We start from the raw sequence: 15,782 nt of genomic DNA, 5'->3' as shown, positions 1-15,782 counted from the left end.
ATATTAGTTGCTCAGAATTTTAACATACGCACTGGCGCGCTGTTCCTGCATCCAGGTTGCCGCTTCTTCAGAGAATTTGCGGTTCATCAGCATGCGGTAAGCACGATCTTTCTGCGCGGCGTCGGTTCTGTCGACCTGACGGCTATCCAGCAGTTCGATCAGGTGCCAGCCAAAGGAAGAGTGCACCGGTCCGCTGGTCTGCCCTTTGTTCAGACGCATCAGCGCATCGCGGAACGCCGGGTCAAAGATGTCCGGCGTGGCCCAGCCTAAATCACCGCCCTGGTTTGCCGAGCCCGGATCTTCCGAATAGGTTTTCGCCGCTTGAGCAAACGTGATTTTCCCGCTCTTAATCTCGGCTGCGATCTGTTCCAGCTTAGCCTGAGCCTGGGCGTCGTTCATGATCGGCGACGGTTTCAGCAGAATATGACGGGCGTGAACCTCGGTAACGGAGATATTCTGGGTACCACCGCGCAGGTCGTTGACTTTCAGAATGTGGAAACCAACGCCGGAACGAATCGGACCGACGATATCCCCTTTCTTCGCGGTGCTTAACGCCTGAGCGAAAATGCCCGGGAGCTCCTGGATACGGCCCCAGCCCATCTGGCCACCCTTCAGCGCCTGTTGGTCAGCGGAGTAGGTGATCGCCAGTTTGCCGAAGTTGGCGCCGTTGCGCGCCTGCTCAACGATGGAGTTTGCTTGCTCCTGGGCCGCGGCGACTTCATCAGAGGTCGGGTTCTCCGGCAGCGGGATCAGGATGTGGCTCAGGTTGAGCTCGGTGCTGGCGTCGTTCTGGTCGCCGATCTGTTTCGCCAGCGCTTCCACTTCCTGCGGCAGCACGGTGATGCGACGACGCACTTCATTGTTACGCACTTCCGAAATCAGCATCTCTTTACGGATCTGGTTACGGTAGGTGTTGTAGTTGATGCCTTCATAGGCCAGACGGCTGCGCATCTGATCCAAGGTCATATTATTTTGTTTGGCGATGTTGGCGATAGCCTGATCGAGCTGGTCGTCAGAGATCTTCACGCCCATCTTCTGCCCCATCTGTAACACGATCTGGTCCATGATCAGTCTTTCGAGGATTTGATGGCGCAGGGTGGCGTCATCCGGCAGCTGTTGGCCAGCCTGACCAGCATTGAGCTTAACCGATTGCATCAAACCATCGACGTCGCTTTCCAGCACGACGCCATTATTGACGACGGCCGCTACTTTATCGACCACCTGGGGGGCAGCGAAACTGGTATTCGCGATCATGGCGATACCGAGAAGCAGCGTTTTCCAGTTCTTCATACTTTTTCCATTTCGATTAACCGCAAATGCGGATGATGTTGTAAACCAGCCGCATCACAGGGAGCTCTGGTACGGTAAAATGTTCGAGCGCAGCATCTGCTGGGTGCCGAGGCCGTAGTTAGAGCTCAGACCGCGCAATTCGATATTGATTCCGAAGGTGTTATCGTATTTGCTCTCGCCGCCGTTGTCGTTGCTGTTCCAGCCGTTGACTTTACGTTCGTAGCCAAGACGGATGGCGTAGCAGCAGGAGTTATACTGCACACCCAACATCTGGTTTGCTGCTTTCCGGGTATTAGTATCGTAGTAGTAGGCCCCGACCACGGACCAGCGATCGACAATCGGCCAACTGGCGGTCATCCCCACCTGCGAAATACCCTGTTTATATTGTGCCGCGGTGGAATATGACGGCAGCGTGGCCTGAATATATTCCGGGCTGGCGTAACGATAGTTAAGCTGGACTAAGCGGTTCTCATCGCGACGGTATTCAATGGTGCCGTTACCAGTGGCAACGTTATCCAGACGCGTATCGTACTGGATCCCCCCGCGCAGACCCCATTCATCGGCAATGCGCCAGTAGGTATCGCCGGCCCAGACCAGTGAACCCGTGGTATCGTTGTTCTCCCAGTTGATGTTGTCATCACCGGTGTGTGACTCGGTGAAATAGTAGATTTGACCAACGGAAATATTAAAACGTTCCACCGCGGCGGCATCATACACGCGCGAGGTGAGGCCGGTGGTGACCTGATTAGCCGACGCGATGCGGTCCAGACCGCTATAGGTACGGTCGCGGAACAGACCGGTGTAATCCGACTGCAACAGCGTGGAGTCGTAGTTGCCGATTTCACTCTGATCGCGGTACGGCACGTACAGATACTGCACGCGCGGTTCCAGCGTTTGGGTGAATCCCTCCTGCAGGTCGCGTTCAAAGACCATTTTGCCGTCGACTTTAAACTGCGGCATTACGCGGCTGACGGACTCTTTATAGTCAGTGCCGTTGGCGGCATTGTACTTATCGAGGTTGCTCTGCTGGTAGTGAGTCGCCAGCAGCTTGGCTTCGGTATTCAGACTGCCCCAACCGTTGGACAGCGGCAGGTTGATCGTCGGTTCGAAGTGAACGCGGGTCGCTTCCGGCATGTTGTTATTCGAGTTAACAAAATGGGCAACCTGTCCATAGAGATGGGTATCGAACGGACCGACATCATTCTGGTAGTAGTTGACGTCGAGCTGCGGCTCAGCCGAATAGGAGTTGCTCGATTCGCGGTCAAAGACCTGGAACTGTTTGGTCGATACCGTGGCGTCAAAGTTCTGGTTGACGTAACCGGCGCTGAATTTCTGCGTCGCATAGCCGTCGGTACTGGAACCATATTTCGAGCTGAAGTCGTTGAAGTAGTCAGGATCGCTGACCTTGGTGTAGTCAGCGTTCAGACGCCATACCTGATCGATAACCCCCGAGTGGTTCCAGTAGAACAGCCAGCGGCGGCTGTTGCTGTCGCTCGAGTGGTCGTCTTCGTAGACTTTATCCGACGGCAGGTAGTCGAATTCAGTTAAGCCGCTGCCGAGCTGGGTCAGATAGCGGAACTCGTTTTCCCACATCACGCCGCCGCGTTTGTTCATATAGTGCGGAGTAATGGTGGCATCGAAGTTTGGCGCGATGTTCCAGTAGTACGGCAGGGAGAATTCCACGCCGTTTTTGGTGCTGTATTTCGCGTTCGGGATCAGGAAGCCTGAACGACGCTTATCGCCCACCGGCAGCTGCAGGTAGGGGCTATAGAAAATCGGCACAGAGCCAAGCTTGAAGCGGGCGTTCCAGATCTCGGCAACCTGCTCTTCGCGATCGTGGATAACTTCGCTGCCGACGACGCTCCAGGTGTCGGAGCCCGGCAGACAGGAGGTAAAGCTGCCGTTTTCGAGAATGGTATAGCGGTTTTCACCGCGCTGTTTCATCAGGTCGGCGGTGCCGCGTCCCTGGCGTCCGACCATTTGATAATCGCCCTGCCAGACGTTGGTATCTTTGGTATTCAGATTCGACCAGGCTTTTGGCCCTTTGAGGATCACCTGGTTATCGTCGTAATGCACGTTGCCCAGCGCGTCCACCGTGCGCACCGGCTGCGCCTGGCCCGCGGCCTGCTGCTGGTGCAGCTGAACTTCGTCGGCGCGGAGGCGACTATTCCCCTGGTTAATATCGACGTTGCCGGTAAAGACGGCGTTGTCCGGGTAGTTGCCCTTCGCATGATCGGCGTTAATCGTCACCGGCAGATCGCCAGGACGACCTTCCACGAGCGGACGATCATAGCTTGGCACGCCAAGCATACATTGCGTTGCGAGATCGGCAGCGAGGCCTTGTTGGCTATACAAGGCGCTGGCAATCATCGTAGCCAGGAGGCTGGGAATACGTTTTTTCATACGTTGTATTTATTGTTCCATCATCTTGTGACAGCGGCTTGCAAACGGTCAGAGCCTAACTTACTCAACATTATCACGCTAGTGTTAATCCTGCCCGTTTCGAGCCCGAGCGTTAGGCACCCTGTTGAATGACGAGTATGATAAAGCAAATTATAGGCTATGTCCCACAATTGACCGAGGCGCGAGTGCCGGGTAACGTGCGGTCATATTCGAGCTTAACGGCGATAAACAGTTGGGGAGTCTATGCAGTATTTGGGTAAAGTGATTGGCGTGGCAGTGGCTTTGCTGATGGGTGGTGGGTTCTGGGGCGTGGTGCTTGGCTTTCTGGTCGGCCATATGTTTGACCGGGCGCGCAGCCGCCGGTTAAATCTCTTCGCCAATCAGCAGGAGCGTCAGTCGCTCTTCTTTTCCACCACCTTCGAAGTGATGGGGCACCTGACCAAATCCAAGGGCCGCGTTACCGAAGCGGATATTCATGTCGCCAATGTGCTAATGGATCGCATGAACCTGCATGGCGCCTCGCGCACCGCGGCGCAGCAGGCGTTTCGCGACGGTAAGGCCGACAACTATCCCCTGCGCGAGAAAATGCGTCAGCTGCGTAGCGTCTGCTTTGGCCGTTTCGATCTGATTCGGATGTTTCTGGAAATTCAGCTGCAGGCGGCGTTCGCTGATGGCGAACTGCATCCTAACGAACGGGAAGTGCTGTTCATCATTGCCGACGAGCTCGGCATCTCCCGCGCCCAGTTCGATCAATTCCTGCGGATGATGCAGGGCGGCGCCCAGTTTGGCGGCGGTTCGCAGCAGCGCTCTTATGGCCAGCATGGCGGTAACGCCGGCTGGCAGCAGGCGCAGCGTGGGCCGACCCTCGAAGATGCCTGCAATGTGCTGGGAGTAAAACCGACCGACGACGCGGCGACGGTGAAGCGCGCCTATCGCAAGCTGATGAACGAACATCATCCGGACAAGCTGGTAGCGAAAGGTCTGCCGCCGGAGATGATGGAGATGGCCAAACAGAAGGCCCAGGAGATCCAGAAGGCCTGGGAGCTGATCAAAGAGCAGCGCGGCTTCTGACGTTTTCAGCCCCTCCCGTCCGGCGAGGGGTTTTAACTTTTGACCTTAGCGCGGCGATACAGCCGCCGCGGATGGCCAATTTTTCCGTACAGCATCTCCACTTCCAGAAAACCGGTCTCAACGCCGTGCTCCAGATAGCGACGGGCGGTGGTTTTGCTAAGCCCGGCGGCGCTGACCACTTCATCAACGGAAAAACAGTGCGCTTCCCGGTCGCTAAACAGTCCCTGCACCAGCGCCAGCGTTTTCTCTTCAATCCCCTTGCTGCCGCTATCCACGCGATAGTTCTTCGCCTGCAGTTGATAGAGGGAATCGACGTTTTGCTGATCGACGATTTTCCACTCCCGTTGCTGATCGTAGAACTGGATAAAGCGCTCCAGCGACTGGCTCAGCCGCTTCCATGATACCGGCTTAAGGATATAGTCGAAGGCGCCGTTGCGGATGGCCTGGCTGCAGGTTTCCATATCGCTGGCGGCGGTGATAAAGATCACCGAGCATTGGCTGGTCGCCAGCGCCGGGTCGGTCATCAGCGTGACGCCTTTGCCGTCCGGTAAATAGTTATCCAGCAGCACCAGCTGCGGCGGCGTGGCGTGAAGCAGCTGCCGCGCCTGGGCGAGGGAGGCCGCCATGCCTGCCAGCCGCAGTCGCGGGTGTTTTTGCACAAGCTCGGCGTGCAGGCGCGCCAGTTCGCTCTCATCTTCAATGATTAGCACATCGACCAGGTCATGATGCATCGTGGGCCTCCGGTTGCGGACAGGCGTGCGCGTCGGCCGGGATAAATAGGGTGAAGATCGTTCCCCGCGGCGCGTTATCGGCGACTTCGATGGTGCCGCCCGCCTGAGTGACATAATGTTCAATAAGATACAGACCAATGCCGTGATCGCCACGGGTTTTGGTGGTGACGCCGCGTTCAAAAATGCGCTCGCGGATATCGGGGCGGATGCCGACGCCGCGGTCGGCCACTTCGATAATCAACTCCCGGGCGTTGAGCTGGATCAGGACTTCCACCGGCTCATGCGGCAGCTCGGCACGCTGCGTGGCTTCGATGGCGTTATCCAGCAGGTTGCCGATGATGGAGATCAGCTCGGATTCCATCAGCGACGGCAGGGGGCGGTCGATGCGGCAGGCCGGGTCGAAGCTCAGCGCCACGCCTTTTTCGCGGGCGCGGGTGGCTTTGCCGAGCAGCAGACCGCATAGCGTCGGCGAGTGGAAGTGCGAGGAGATAAAATCCAGTAGCTCCTGAGCATGTTCCGACTGGGCCTGAATATAGCGGATCGCTTCGTCATAATGGCCCATATGCAGCAGGCCGGAGAGGGTAGTCATCCGGTTGAGCTGCTCGTGGCGCATGATGCGCAGATTGTCGACATAGCGCTTCACCTGGCTCAGCTGGGCGGTGAGGGCATTGATTTCATTGCGGTCACGGAATGTGATCACCCAGCCCTGCAGGGTATTCTCCAGCATAATGCGCACCCGACTGGCGAGCACGGTCAACTGGTTGAAGCGGCACAGCTCATCGTGGGTATCGCGTTCGAGCATGTCGCCGCTGGCGAAAAAGGGCTGCGGCGAAATGACGCTGTCGATCGACTGACCGCGCAGCTGGCGGGCGGGCTGGCTGAGCCCCAGCAGGCTGCGGGCGGCATGGTTTATCACCTCAATACGCCGCTGGCGATCGATGACGATCACCCCCTCAAAGATCGACTCCATCATCGCCTTTTGCTGGCGAACCAGCAGGCCAATTTCCCGCGGCTCGAGCGAAAAAATCTGCTTCTTGATACTGCGGGTAAAGTACCAGGAGAAGATAAACAGGGCGATGAGCAGCAGGACGGCGGCGATAAAAATATTGATCACTTTAGTCAGAGTAATGCTGTCGAGATAGCTGGTGAGGTAGCCGACGGAGACAATACCGATCACTCGCCCTGCGTCATCAACGATGGGCGTTTTGCTGCGCAGCGAGACCCCGAGGCCGCCTTTGCGAATGGTGGTGATGGATTTTCCTTCCAGTACCGCCTGGTTGTCGCCGCCGACCAGTCGGGTGCCGACCCACTCCGGATGGACGGAATGAAACAGATGAACTCCCTGACGGTCGCCGATGACGATAAAGCTGGCGTCGCTATGGGCGGCGATTTGCTGCATAAACGCCTGAATCGCCTGTGGGTCGTGCCGGCTGACCTGTTGACGTAAATTCGGCATCAGGGCTATCTCTTCGGCCTGTATTTTGGCCCGGGCGCTCATCTCCTGATAAAGCTGGCGGCTGGCGTCAAAATAATAATAAATGCCCAGTGCGATAAAAAGGACCGAGAAAAAAGCGACCAGAGAAATAAACAGCTTATATTGAAAAGATAATTTCATAGGCCCCGGACGACGTATTAACCATACCGGCACTCTATCATTTTTCTGTCACGTGACGTAAATGTTAAGGGAAAGTTGTGATCAGCGGCGCAGGCGCGGGCTGCCGCCAGCGGTCGCGGCGGAAATAGGCGGCCGGCGGGAAATAAAAACCATAAAAACCATAGTGACCATTAAAACTTCTTTTTTAATCTGGGAAGCTTCACATTAACGACGCCGCTGTCCCTTTACGCTGAAAATGAATAATAACGACAGGGCTGAATTTATGAGCACCACAGACAATGCATTCTCTGCAACCCTTGAACCGATCGATACGCCGAAAACCACGCTCAAGCAGCGCTGGTGGCATATTATGGATAACTGGAAGGTGGGGATCGTCCCGCTGCCGCTGTTTCTGCTGGCCGGAGGACTGATTGCCCTCGACTGCCTTGGCGGCAAACTGCCGAGCGATATCGTGGTGATGGTGGCCACCCTGGCTTTCTTTGGCTTCGCCTGCGGCGAGTTTGGTAAACGCCTCCCGGTGCTGGGGAAACTCGGTGCGGCGGCGATCTGCGCCACCTTTATTCCTTCCGCGCTGGTCCACTATGGTCTGCTGCCTGACGTGGTTATTGAATCCACGACCAAATTCTATAAATCCACTAACATCCTCTATCTCTATATCTGCTGCATCATTGTCGGCAGCATCATGAGTATGAACCGCACCACGCTGATTCAGGGCTTTCTGAAGATCTTCTTCCCGATGCTGTGCGGCGAAGTGGTCGGCATGCTGGTGGGCATCGGCGTCGGCACGCTGCTGGGCATGGAGCCGTTCCAGGTGTTCTTCTTTATCGTGCTGCCGATTATGGCCGGCGGCGTGGGAGAGGGGGCGATCCCGCTGTCAATGGGTTATGCCGCGCTGATGCATATGGAGCAGGGCGTGGCCCTGGGCCGGGTATTGCCGATGGTGATGCTTGGCAGCCTGACGGCGATCGTCATCTCCGGCTGCCTCAACCAGCTCGGCAAGCGCTTCCCGCATCTGACCGGCGAAGGGCAACTGATGCCGAACCGCAGCCATGAAACCCGCAGCCTCAGCGAGAGCGAAGGCGTGAGCGGTAAGACCGACGTTGGGACCCTCGCCTCCGGCGCGCTGCTGGCGGTACTGCTGTATATGATGGGGATGCTCGGCCACAAACTGATTGGTCTGCCGGCGCCGGTAGGCATGCTGTTCCTCGCGGTGCTGTTAAAGCTGGCTAACGTGGTGTCTCCGCGTCTGCAGGAGGGGTCGCAGATGGTGTATAAATTCTTCCGCACCGCGGTCACCTACCCGATCCTCTTTGCCGTCGGCGTGGCGATCACCCCGTGGCAGGAACTGGTAAACGCCTTCACTTTAACCAACCTGCTGGTGATCGTCAGTACCGTCTCCGCGCTGGTGGCGACCGGTTTCCTGGTTGGTAAAAAGATAGGGATGCACCCGATCGATGTGGCGATTGTTTCCTGTTGCCAGAGCGGGCAGGGCGGCACCGGCGATGTGGCGATCCTGACCGCCGGCAACCGCATGAGCCTGATGCCGTTCGCGCAGATCGCTACCCGCATCGGCGGGGCGATAAATGTCTCGCTGGGGTTGCTGTTCCTCAGCCACTATCTGGCGTGATATAACGCTACGCTCAGCGATAAATCTGCTATTTTCCGCTACAGAACGCCGAAAATATCTGCGTTCTGTATCCTAAATGCTCCGCATTTAGCGTTACAATCAGCGCGCGATCGGCTATCGCAACCATCATCATGACAGTCCAGGCGCTGTCGTATTTATCATATGTAGGAGAGGAATTAATGTCAGTGGATACTCCCGCCCAGGCGGGCGTCAGCATCGACGCATTGCTGGCGGCGAAAGAGCAGCGTGCAGCCCGCCAGGCCGACTGGTTGGCCCATTATCAGCAGCCTGTTATTTCCCTGACCCTGGTGACCCCGGGGGCGGTGAAGGACAGCATTCGCTATCGCAATATGATGGGCGTTGCCCTCCAGGCCTGCGATCAGCTGCTGTGGAAGCACCGCTGGCAAACGCTGGATCGTCAGGTGCTATGGCTGCCGACCGGGCCAGAAGCGCTGTGGTGCGTAGCGCATCCGGCCAGCGAAATCAAAGCGATGTGCAGTACGCTGGAGCAGAGCCATCCGCTGGGACGCCTGTGGGATATCGATGTAATCTGTCCGCAGAACGGGCTGGTGGGACGCCAGTCGCTGGGCGAATCGCAGCGCCGCTGCCTGCTGTGCGATGAGCCGGCGCACGCCTGTGCGCGCAGCCGTCGTCACGACACCGATCTCGTCGTCGCCCGCGTTGAGCAGATGATTGACGCGTGGTTCGCCCGCGATTAATCGGGATTGTTTTCTGTATCCTCACTAATCCGAGTTGCACGCAGCCAACCCGCATGCAACTCGAAGTATGAGCGTTAAAAGTCGATCGGCGCGCGAAAGGTCATCGCGTTGCCGTAGGCAGGATGGGTGATGGTGAGCGTCTCGGCGTGCAGCAGCAGGCGCGGGGCCATCGCCAGCGCCTCCGGCGTGGCATAGAAGCGGTCGCCAAGGATCGGATGCCCCAGCGCCAGCATATGCACGCGCAGCTGGTGCGACCGTCCGGTAATCGGCTTCAGGCGCACGCGGGCGGTGTTATCCTCTGCGTACTCCAGCACCTCATATTCGGTTTGCGCCGCTTTGCCGGTTTCATAGCACACCTTCTGCATTGGCCGGTTCGGCCAGTCGCAAATCAGCGGTAAATCCACGAGGCCTTCCGCCGGCTGCGGATGGCCCCAGACGCGGGCGACGTACTGCTTCTTCGGCTCGCGCTCGCGGAACTGACGCTTCAGTTCACGCTCGGCGGCTTTATTCAGCGCCACCACAATCACGCCGCTGGTGGCCATATCCAGGCGATGCACCGATTCGGCCTGCGGGAAGTCGCGCTGAATGCGCGTCATCACGCTGTCTTTATGCTCCTCAAGACGACCGGGGACGGACAACAAGCCGCTCGGCTTGTTGACCACCATGATGTGCTCATCCTGATACAGGATCACCAGCCAGGGATCCTGCGGCGGATTGTAGTTTTCCATCGCCATGTTCGCGTTCCGTTACTGGTGAGTGACGACGATCAGACGCAGCGCGTCCAGACGCCATCCGGCCTGCGCCAGCGCATCCATCACCTGCTGACGGTTGCTTTCGATCGCCGCCAGTTCGTCGTCACGGATGTTCGGGTTCACCGCCTTCAGCGCTTCCAGACGCGACAGCTCCGCCGTCAGCTTTTCATCGGCTTCGTTACGCGCCGCGTCGATCAGCCCCTGCGCCGCTTTGGCGATCTGCGCTTCACCCTGCTGCAGAATCGCGTGAACGTCCTGCTGCACCGCATTGACCAGCTTGCTACCGGTATGGCGGTTGACCGCGCTCAGCTGGCGGTTGAAGCTTTCGAACTCCACCTGCGCGGCGAGGTTGTTGCCGTTTTTATCCAGCAGCATGCGAACCGGGGTCGCCGGCAGGAAGCGGTTGAGCTGCAGCTGCTTCGGCGCCTGCGCTTCGACGACATAGATCAGCTCCAGCAGCAGGGTGCCGACCGGCAGCGCCTTGTTCTTCAGCAGCGAAATGGTGCTGCTGCCGGTATCGCCGGAAAGGATCAGGTCCAGACCGTTGCGTATCAGCGGGTGTTCCCAGGTAATAAATTGCGCATCTTCACGCGACAGCGCCACGTCACGTTCGAAGGTGATGGTGCAACCGTCTTCCGGCAGGCCCGGGAAATCCGGCACCAGCATATGGTCGGAAGGGGTGAGGACGATCAGGTTTTCACCGCGGTCGTCCTGGTTGATGCCGACGATATCGAACAGGTTCATCGAGAAAGCGATCAGGCTGGTGTCGTCATCCTGCTCTTCGATGCTCTCCGCCAGGGCCTGGGCTTTCTCGCCGCCGTTGGAGTGGATCTCCAGCAGACGGTCGCGGCCCTGCTCCAGCTGCGCCTTCAGGGCATCATGCTGTTGGCGGCAGGATTTGATCAGATCGTCAAAGCCGTCGGTGGATTCCGGCGCCGCAAGATAGTTGATCAGTTCATCGTGCACGCTGTCGTAGACGGTGCGACCGGTCGGGCAGGTATGTTCGAAGGCGTCGAGCCCTTCGTGATACCAGCGCACCAGCACCGACTGCGCGGTTTTTTCCAGGTACGGAACGTGGATCTGGATATCGTGCGCCTGGCCGATACGGTCGAGACGACCGATACGCTGCTCCAGCAGATCCGGGTTAAACGGCAGGTCGAACATCACCAGGTTGCTGGCGAACTGGAAGTTGCGTCCTTCGGAGCCGATCTCGGAGCACAGCAGCACCTGGGCGCCGGTGTCTTCTTCAGCAAACCACGCCGCGGCGCGGTCGCGTTCGATAATCGACATCCCTTCATGGAACACCGCGGCGCGGATGCCTTCGCGCTCGCGCAGTACCTGTTCCAGCTGCAGGGCGGTGGCGGCCTTAGCGCAGATTACCAGCACCTTCTGCGAGCGATGGCTGGTCAGGTAACCCATCAGCCACTCGACGCGCGGGTCGAAGTTCCACCAGGTACCGGTATCACCTTCAAATTCCTGATAGATCTGCTCCGGATAGAGCATGTCGCGCGCGCGCTCTTCCGCGGTTTTGCGCGCGCCCATAATGCCGGACACTTTGATGGCCGTCTGGTACTGGGTCGGCAGCGGCAGACGAATGGTGTGCAGCTCGCGTTTCGGGAAACCTTTGACGCCGTTACGGGTATTACGGAACAGCACGCGGCTGGTGCCGTGGCGGTCCATCAGCATCGAGATCAGCTCCTGGCGCGCGGCCTGGGCATCTTCGCGATCGCTGTTGGCGGCATGCAGCAGCGGCTCGATATCCTGCTCGCCGATCAGATCGCCCAGGGTATTGAGTTCGCTATCGCTCAGCTTGTTGCCCGCCAGCAGCAGCGCGACGGCGTCGGCCACCGGACGGTAGTTCTGCTGTTCTTCGACAAACTGTTCAAAATCGTGGAAGCGGTTCGGATCCAACAGACGCAGGCGCGCAAAATGGCTCTCCATTCCCAGCTGTTCCGGCGTCGCGGTCAGCAGCAGGATACCCGGCACGCGCTCAGCCAGCTGTTCAATAGCCTGATATTCACGGCTCGGCGCCTCTTCGCTCCACACCAGGTGGTGCGCTTCGTCGACCACCATCAGGTCCCACTCGGCGTCGCACAGGTGCTCCAGGCGCTGCTTGCTGCGACGCACGAAGTCTAAAGAGCAGATCACCAGCTGTTCGGTTTCGAACGGATTGTAGGCATCGTGCTGCGCTTCGGCGTAGCGCTCGTCATCGAACAGCGAGAAACGCAGGTTGAAACGGCGCAGCATCTCCACCAGCCACTGGTGCTGGAGGGTTTCCGGGACCACGATCAGCACGCGCTCGGCGGCGCCGGAGAGCAGCTGCTGGTGCAGGATCATCCCGGCTTCAATGGTTTTACCTAAGCCCACTTCATCGGCCAGCAGGACGCGCGGCGCGTGACGACGGCCCACATCGTGGGCAATATGCAGCTGGTGCGGGATCAGGCTGGTGCGCTGGCCGCGCAGGCCGCTCCACGGCATGCGGTACTGTTCGCTCTGGAACTTGCGCGCGCGGTAGCGTAGGGCAAAGCGATCCATGCGGTCGATTTGGCCGGCGAACAGGCGGTCCTGCGGTTTGCTGAATACCAGTTTGCTGTCGAGCAGCACTTCACGCAGGGTGACGTTCGCTTCCTGGGTGTCCAGGCGGGTGCCAGTGTAGGACAGCAGCCCGTTCTCTTCATTCACTTTGTCAACGTGGAGCTGCCAGCCTTCATGGCTGGTGATGGTGTCGCCCGGGTTAAACATTACGCGGGTGATCGGGGAATCGTTGCGAGAGTACAGACGGTTTTCGCCGATGACGGGGAAAAGGAGAGTGACCATGCGCGCATCCAGCGCTACCACCGTCCCTAATCCTAGTTCGCTCTCTGTGTCGCTAATCCAGCGTTGACCAAGTGTAAAAGGCATATATGTTCGGCTCTTTAGTTCTTTAATTGCAGGCAATAGTTGATCATCTCCATGAACAATCGGAGATGCGTCAAAATTGGGGCCAGGAATGGAAAGGGCGCTATATTACTGGATGGCAGAACGTTCGTCACGTTCTCCTCACGCTTCATTTTTAGGCTTTCGTGCCCGTGGAATGGGTGACAAAAAATCAAAATAGCCCCAACTGTCCTGTCACTATTGTAGCAAAGTCATCGTTGACGAAGGGCAGGATCCCTTCCGCCACCGGCTGCAACTGCTTTGTTAAATAGTGATCGTAATCGAGCGGCGACTGCTGGTAATCCACCGGCTCCGGGCCGCTGGTGGTCCAGACGTATTTGATGGTGCCGCGCTGCTGATACTGCTGCGCCCGCCCAAGCTTCAGGTTGTGTTCATCGGCAAGCCGGGCGGCGCGCACGTGCGGCGGTACGTTGCGCTGATACTCCGCCAGCGGCCGGCGCAGGCGTTTGCGATAAACCAGCTGTTCGTCGAGCTCGCCGTTCATCAGCCTGGCGATAGTCTCCCGCACATAATCCTGATACGGCTGGTTGCGGAAGATGCGCAGGTATAACTCCTGTTGAAACTGCTGGGCCAGCGGCGTCCAGTCGGTGCGTACCGTCTCCAGCCCCTTGAACACCATGCGCTGGGCATCGCCCTCCTGAATCATCCCGGCATAGCGCTTCTTGCTGCCGGTATCGGCGCCGCGGATCGTCGGCATTAAAAAGCGGCAGAAGTGGGTTTCATACTCCAGCTCCAGGGCGCTGGTCAGCTGGCTTTTACCAAGCTCCTGCGCCCACCAGGCGTTGACGTCGCTGACCAGCTCGCGGCCGATCTCCGCTGCCTGTGCTTCGCTATGCGGGCGTTTCAGCCAGACGAAGGTGGAATCGGTATCGCCGTAGATAACGTCGTAGCCTTTGGCTTCAATTAGCGCTTTGGTCTGGCGCATGATCGCATGGCCGCGCATGGTAATCGACGAGGCGAGACGCGGGTCGAAGAAGCGGCAGGCGCTGGTGCCCAGCACGCCGTAGAAGGCGTTCATGATAATCTTCAGCGCCTGGGAGAGCGGCTTATTGTGCTGGCGTTTGGCTTCATCCCGGCCGTGCCAGATCTGGCTGACAATCCCCGGCAGGCAGTGCTTATCTCGCGAGAAGCGGGCGCCGAGGAAGCCCTCGATACTGTGCTGATCATCGGGTTGCGCCAGCCCTTCAACCAGGCCGACCGGATCGATTAAAAAGGTACGAATAATCGACGGATACAGGCTTTTATAGTCCAGCACCAGCACCGAGTCATACAGGCCGGGGCGGGAGTCCATCACGTAGCCGCCGGGGCTCGCCTGCGGCGGTACGTCGCCGAGATTCGGCGCCACGTAGCCCAGGCGGTGCATGCGCGGGAAATAGAGATGGCTGAAGGCGGCGACCGAGCCGCCGTGGCGGTCGGCGGGCAGACCGTTGACCGTCGCTCGTTCGAGCAAAAACGGCATGATCTCCGTTTTGTGGAAGATCCGCGTCACCAGCTCGCAATCCTGCAGGTTATAGATGGCCAGCGCCGGTTTGTCTTCATGAAACCGGCGATCGATCTCATCCATCCGATCCCATGGGTTGTCGATGGCTTTGCCTTCTCCCAGCAGCTCGCGGGCCACCGCCTCCAGCGAAAAGGAGGAGAAATTCCAGAACGCCGATTTTAGCGCGTCGATGCCGTCGATAATCAGCCGCCCGTTGGCCTGGGCGAAAAAGACGCCGTTCTTAAAGCCGTGCTCACGCCACTCCAGCTCGCTGTTGCCGCGGCCGAGCCGCAGCGGGATGCGATAGCGTTCGGCGTGCTTTTGCAGAACGCGCAGATCGAACTGCACTACGTTCCAGCCGATCAGCACGTCGGGGTCGTGTTCGGCAAACCAGGCGTTGAGCTTTTCCAGCAGCAGGGGACGGCTGGCGATGAAGACCAGCTCGAAGTCGACGTCTGGCGGCGTTTCCGGTTCGGGGCCCAGCATGTAGACCACCCGCTGGCCGCAGCCTTCCAGACCGATGCAGTACAGCTCGCCGTGGCGGCTGGTTTCGATATCCAGCGACACCCATTTCAGTGGCGGACGATAGTCAGGGTTCGGCTTCATGCGTGCGTTGACCAGCTGCGAGCCGCGCGTTTCGCCTTCCACCCACACCGGGGCGGTGATAAAGCGCTCCATCAGATAGCGCTCCGGCGGGCGGATATCGCCTTCGTAAACGGTGACGCCGCTGTCGCGGAGCATCTTCTCCAGACGCATCAACTGGCGATGGGCGCGGCAGTAGAGGCCAACAATTGGCTGACGGTGGAAATCTTTCAGGGCCAGCGGGGCGAAGCGGAGCCCTTTCTCCCCCTGCAGCAGCCGTTCAGCCTGCGCCCGCTGCGCTTCGGGAATAAAGGCGACGGACTCCTGCGGCGGGAGGGTGACCTGCAGCGGACCGTCGTCGGTGGCCAGCCAGAAGGAGAGCTCGGTGCCCTGCGGAGTGTCCCGCCAGTGACGGGTGAGTAAAAATCCTGCTCGTGGCTGGGTCACGGGTATTCTCGCCGATAAAAAACCAGGCCTGATTATAGCCTGGTTTCATGAAGGGTGCTGGGGTTTTATACAGGTGTTCGGCGCTAATGTTGCCCCGGATTGCGGCTTGTGCCTTATCCAGGCTACCA

10 protein-coding genes are annotated in these 15,782 nt (G+C 58.6%); 3 read left to right on the top strand and 7 right to left on the bottom strand.

Features of this window, described 5'->3' with window-relative positions; translation table 11 throughout:
* Positions 1–3: 3 nt before the first annotated feature.
* Together surA and lptD are read right to left on the bottom strand one after the other, a co-directional pair.
* Positions 4–1,290, bottom strand: a complete 1,287-nt coding sequence (gene surA / locus OHJ17_RS21375) for a peptidylprolyl isomerase SurA (protein WP_002888329.1) — start codon at positions 1,288–1,290, stop codon at positions 4–6.
* A 54-nt stretch (positions 1,291–1,344) separates the two neighbouring features.
* On the bottom strand, positions 1,345–3,693 hold the full coding sequence (gene lptD / locus OHJ17_RS21370; RefSeq protein ID WP_032433833.1) for an LPS assembly protein LptD: 2,349 nt from the start codon (positions 3,691–3,693) through the stop codon (positions 1,345–1,347).
* A gap of 243 nt (positions 3,694–3,936) precedes the next feature.
* Here lptD and djlA point away from each other — a divergent pair, with 243 nt between their 5' ends.
* The gene (gene djlA, locus OHJ17_RS21365; RefSeq protein ID WP_012737388.1) at positions 3,937–4,764 is read left to right on the top strand and encodes a co-chaperone DjlA; all 828 of its coding nucleotides are present in this window, start codon (positions 3,937–3,939) and stop codon (positions 4,762–4,764) included.
* A gap of 32 nt (positions 4,765–4,796) precedes the next feature.
* On the opposite strand, the gene OHJ17_RS21360 is transcribed toward djlA, so the two are convergent.
* Positions 4,797–5,495: a response regulator gene (locus OHJ17_RS21360; RefSeq protein WP_002888337.1), complete on the bottom strand. Its 699-nt coding sequence runs from the start codon at positions 5,493–5,495 to the stop codon at positions 4,797–4,799.
* Positions 5,485–7,110: an ATP-binding protein gene (locus OHJ17_RS21355; protein WP_002888340.1), complete on the bottom strand. Its 1,626-nt coding sequence runs from the start codon at positions 7,108–7,110 to the stop codon at positions 5,485–5,487. The genes OHJ17_RS21360 and OHJ17_RS21355 overlap by 11 nt, the downstream gene beginning before the upstream one ends.
* 262 nt (positions 7,111–7,372) lie before the next feature.
* On the opposite strand from OHJ17_RS21355, the gene OHJ17_RS21350 reads away from it, so the two are divergent.
* Together OHJ17_RS21350 and citX are read left to right on the top strand one after the other, a co-directional pair.
* Positions 7,373–8,737, top strand: a complete 1,365-nt coding sequence (locus OHJ17_RS21350) for a 2-hydroxycarboxylate transporter family protein (RefSeq protein WP_002888345.1) — start codon at positions 7,373–7,375, stop codon at positions 8,735–8,737.
* A 179-nt stretch (positions 8,738–8,916) separates the two neighbouring features.
* The gene (gene citX, locus OHJ17_RS21345; protein ID WP_002888347.1) at positions 8,917–9,456 is read left to right on the top strand and encodes a citrate lyase holo-[acyl-carrier protein] synthase; all 540 of its coding nucleotides are present in this window, start codon (positions 8,917–8,919) and stop codon (positions 9,454–9,456) included.
* Between the two features lie 74 nt (positions 9,457–9,530).
* On the opposite strand, the gene rluA is transcribed toward citX, so the two are convergent.
* The 3 genes from rluA to polB form a co-directional block, all read right to left on the bottom strand.
* On the bottom strand, positions 9,531–10,190 hold the full coding sequence (rluA, locus tag OHJ17_RS21340; protein ID WP_004145980.1) for a bifunctional tRNA pseudouridine(32) synthase/23S rRNA pseudouridine(746) synthase RluA: 660 nt from the start codon (positions 10,188–10,190) through the stop codon (positions 9,531–9,533).
* 12 nt (positions 10,191–10,202) lie between these two features.
* Positions 10,203–13,109 (bottom strand): RNA polymerase-associated protein RapA, encoded by a 2,907-nt coding sequence (gene rapA / locus OHJ17_RS21335; RefSeq protein WP_032433835.1) that lies wholly within the window; start codon positions 13,107–13,109, stop codon positions 10,203–10,205.
* 187 nt (positions 13,110–13,296) lie between these two features.
* A complete protein-coding gene (gene polB / locus OHJ17_RS21330) occupies positions 13,297–15,654 on the bottom strand; it encodes a DNA polymerase II (RefSeq protein WP_032433836.1) in 2,358 nt (785 codons plus the stop codon).
* Between the last annotated feature and the right edge of the window lie 128 nt (positions 15,655–15,782).

It is taken from the genome of Klebsiella sp. KP20-425-1, assembly GCF_025813515.1.
In the GTDB taxonomy this organism is placed as follows: domain Bacteria; phylum Pseudomonadota; class Gammaproteobacteria; order Enterobacterales; family Enterobacteriaceae; genus Klebsiella; species Klebsiella pneumoniae.
The sequence above is the reverse complement of the archived record's forward strand: the minus strand, read 5'-3'. Positions and strand labels throughout refer to the sequence as shown.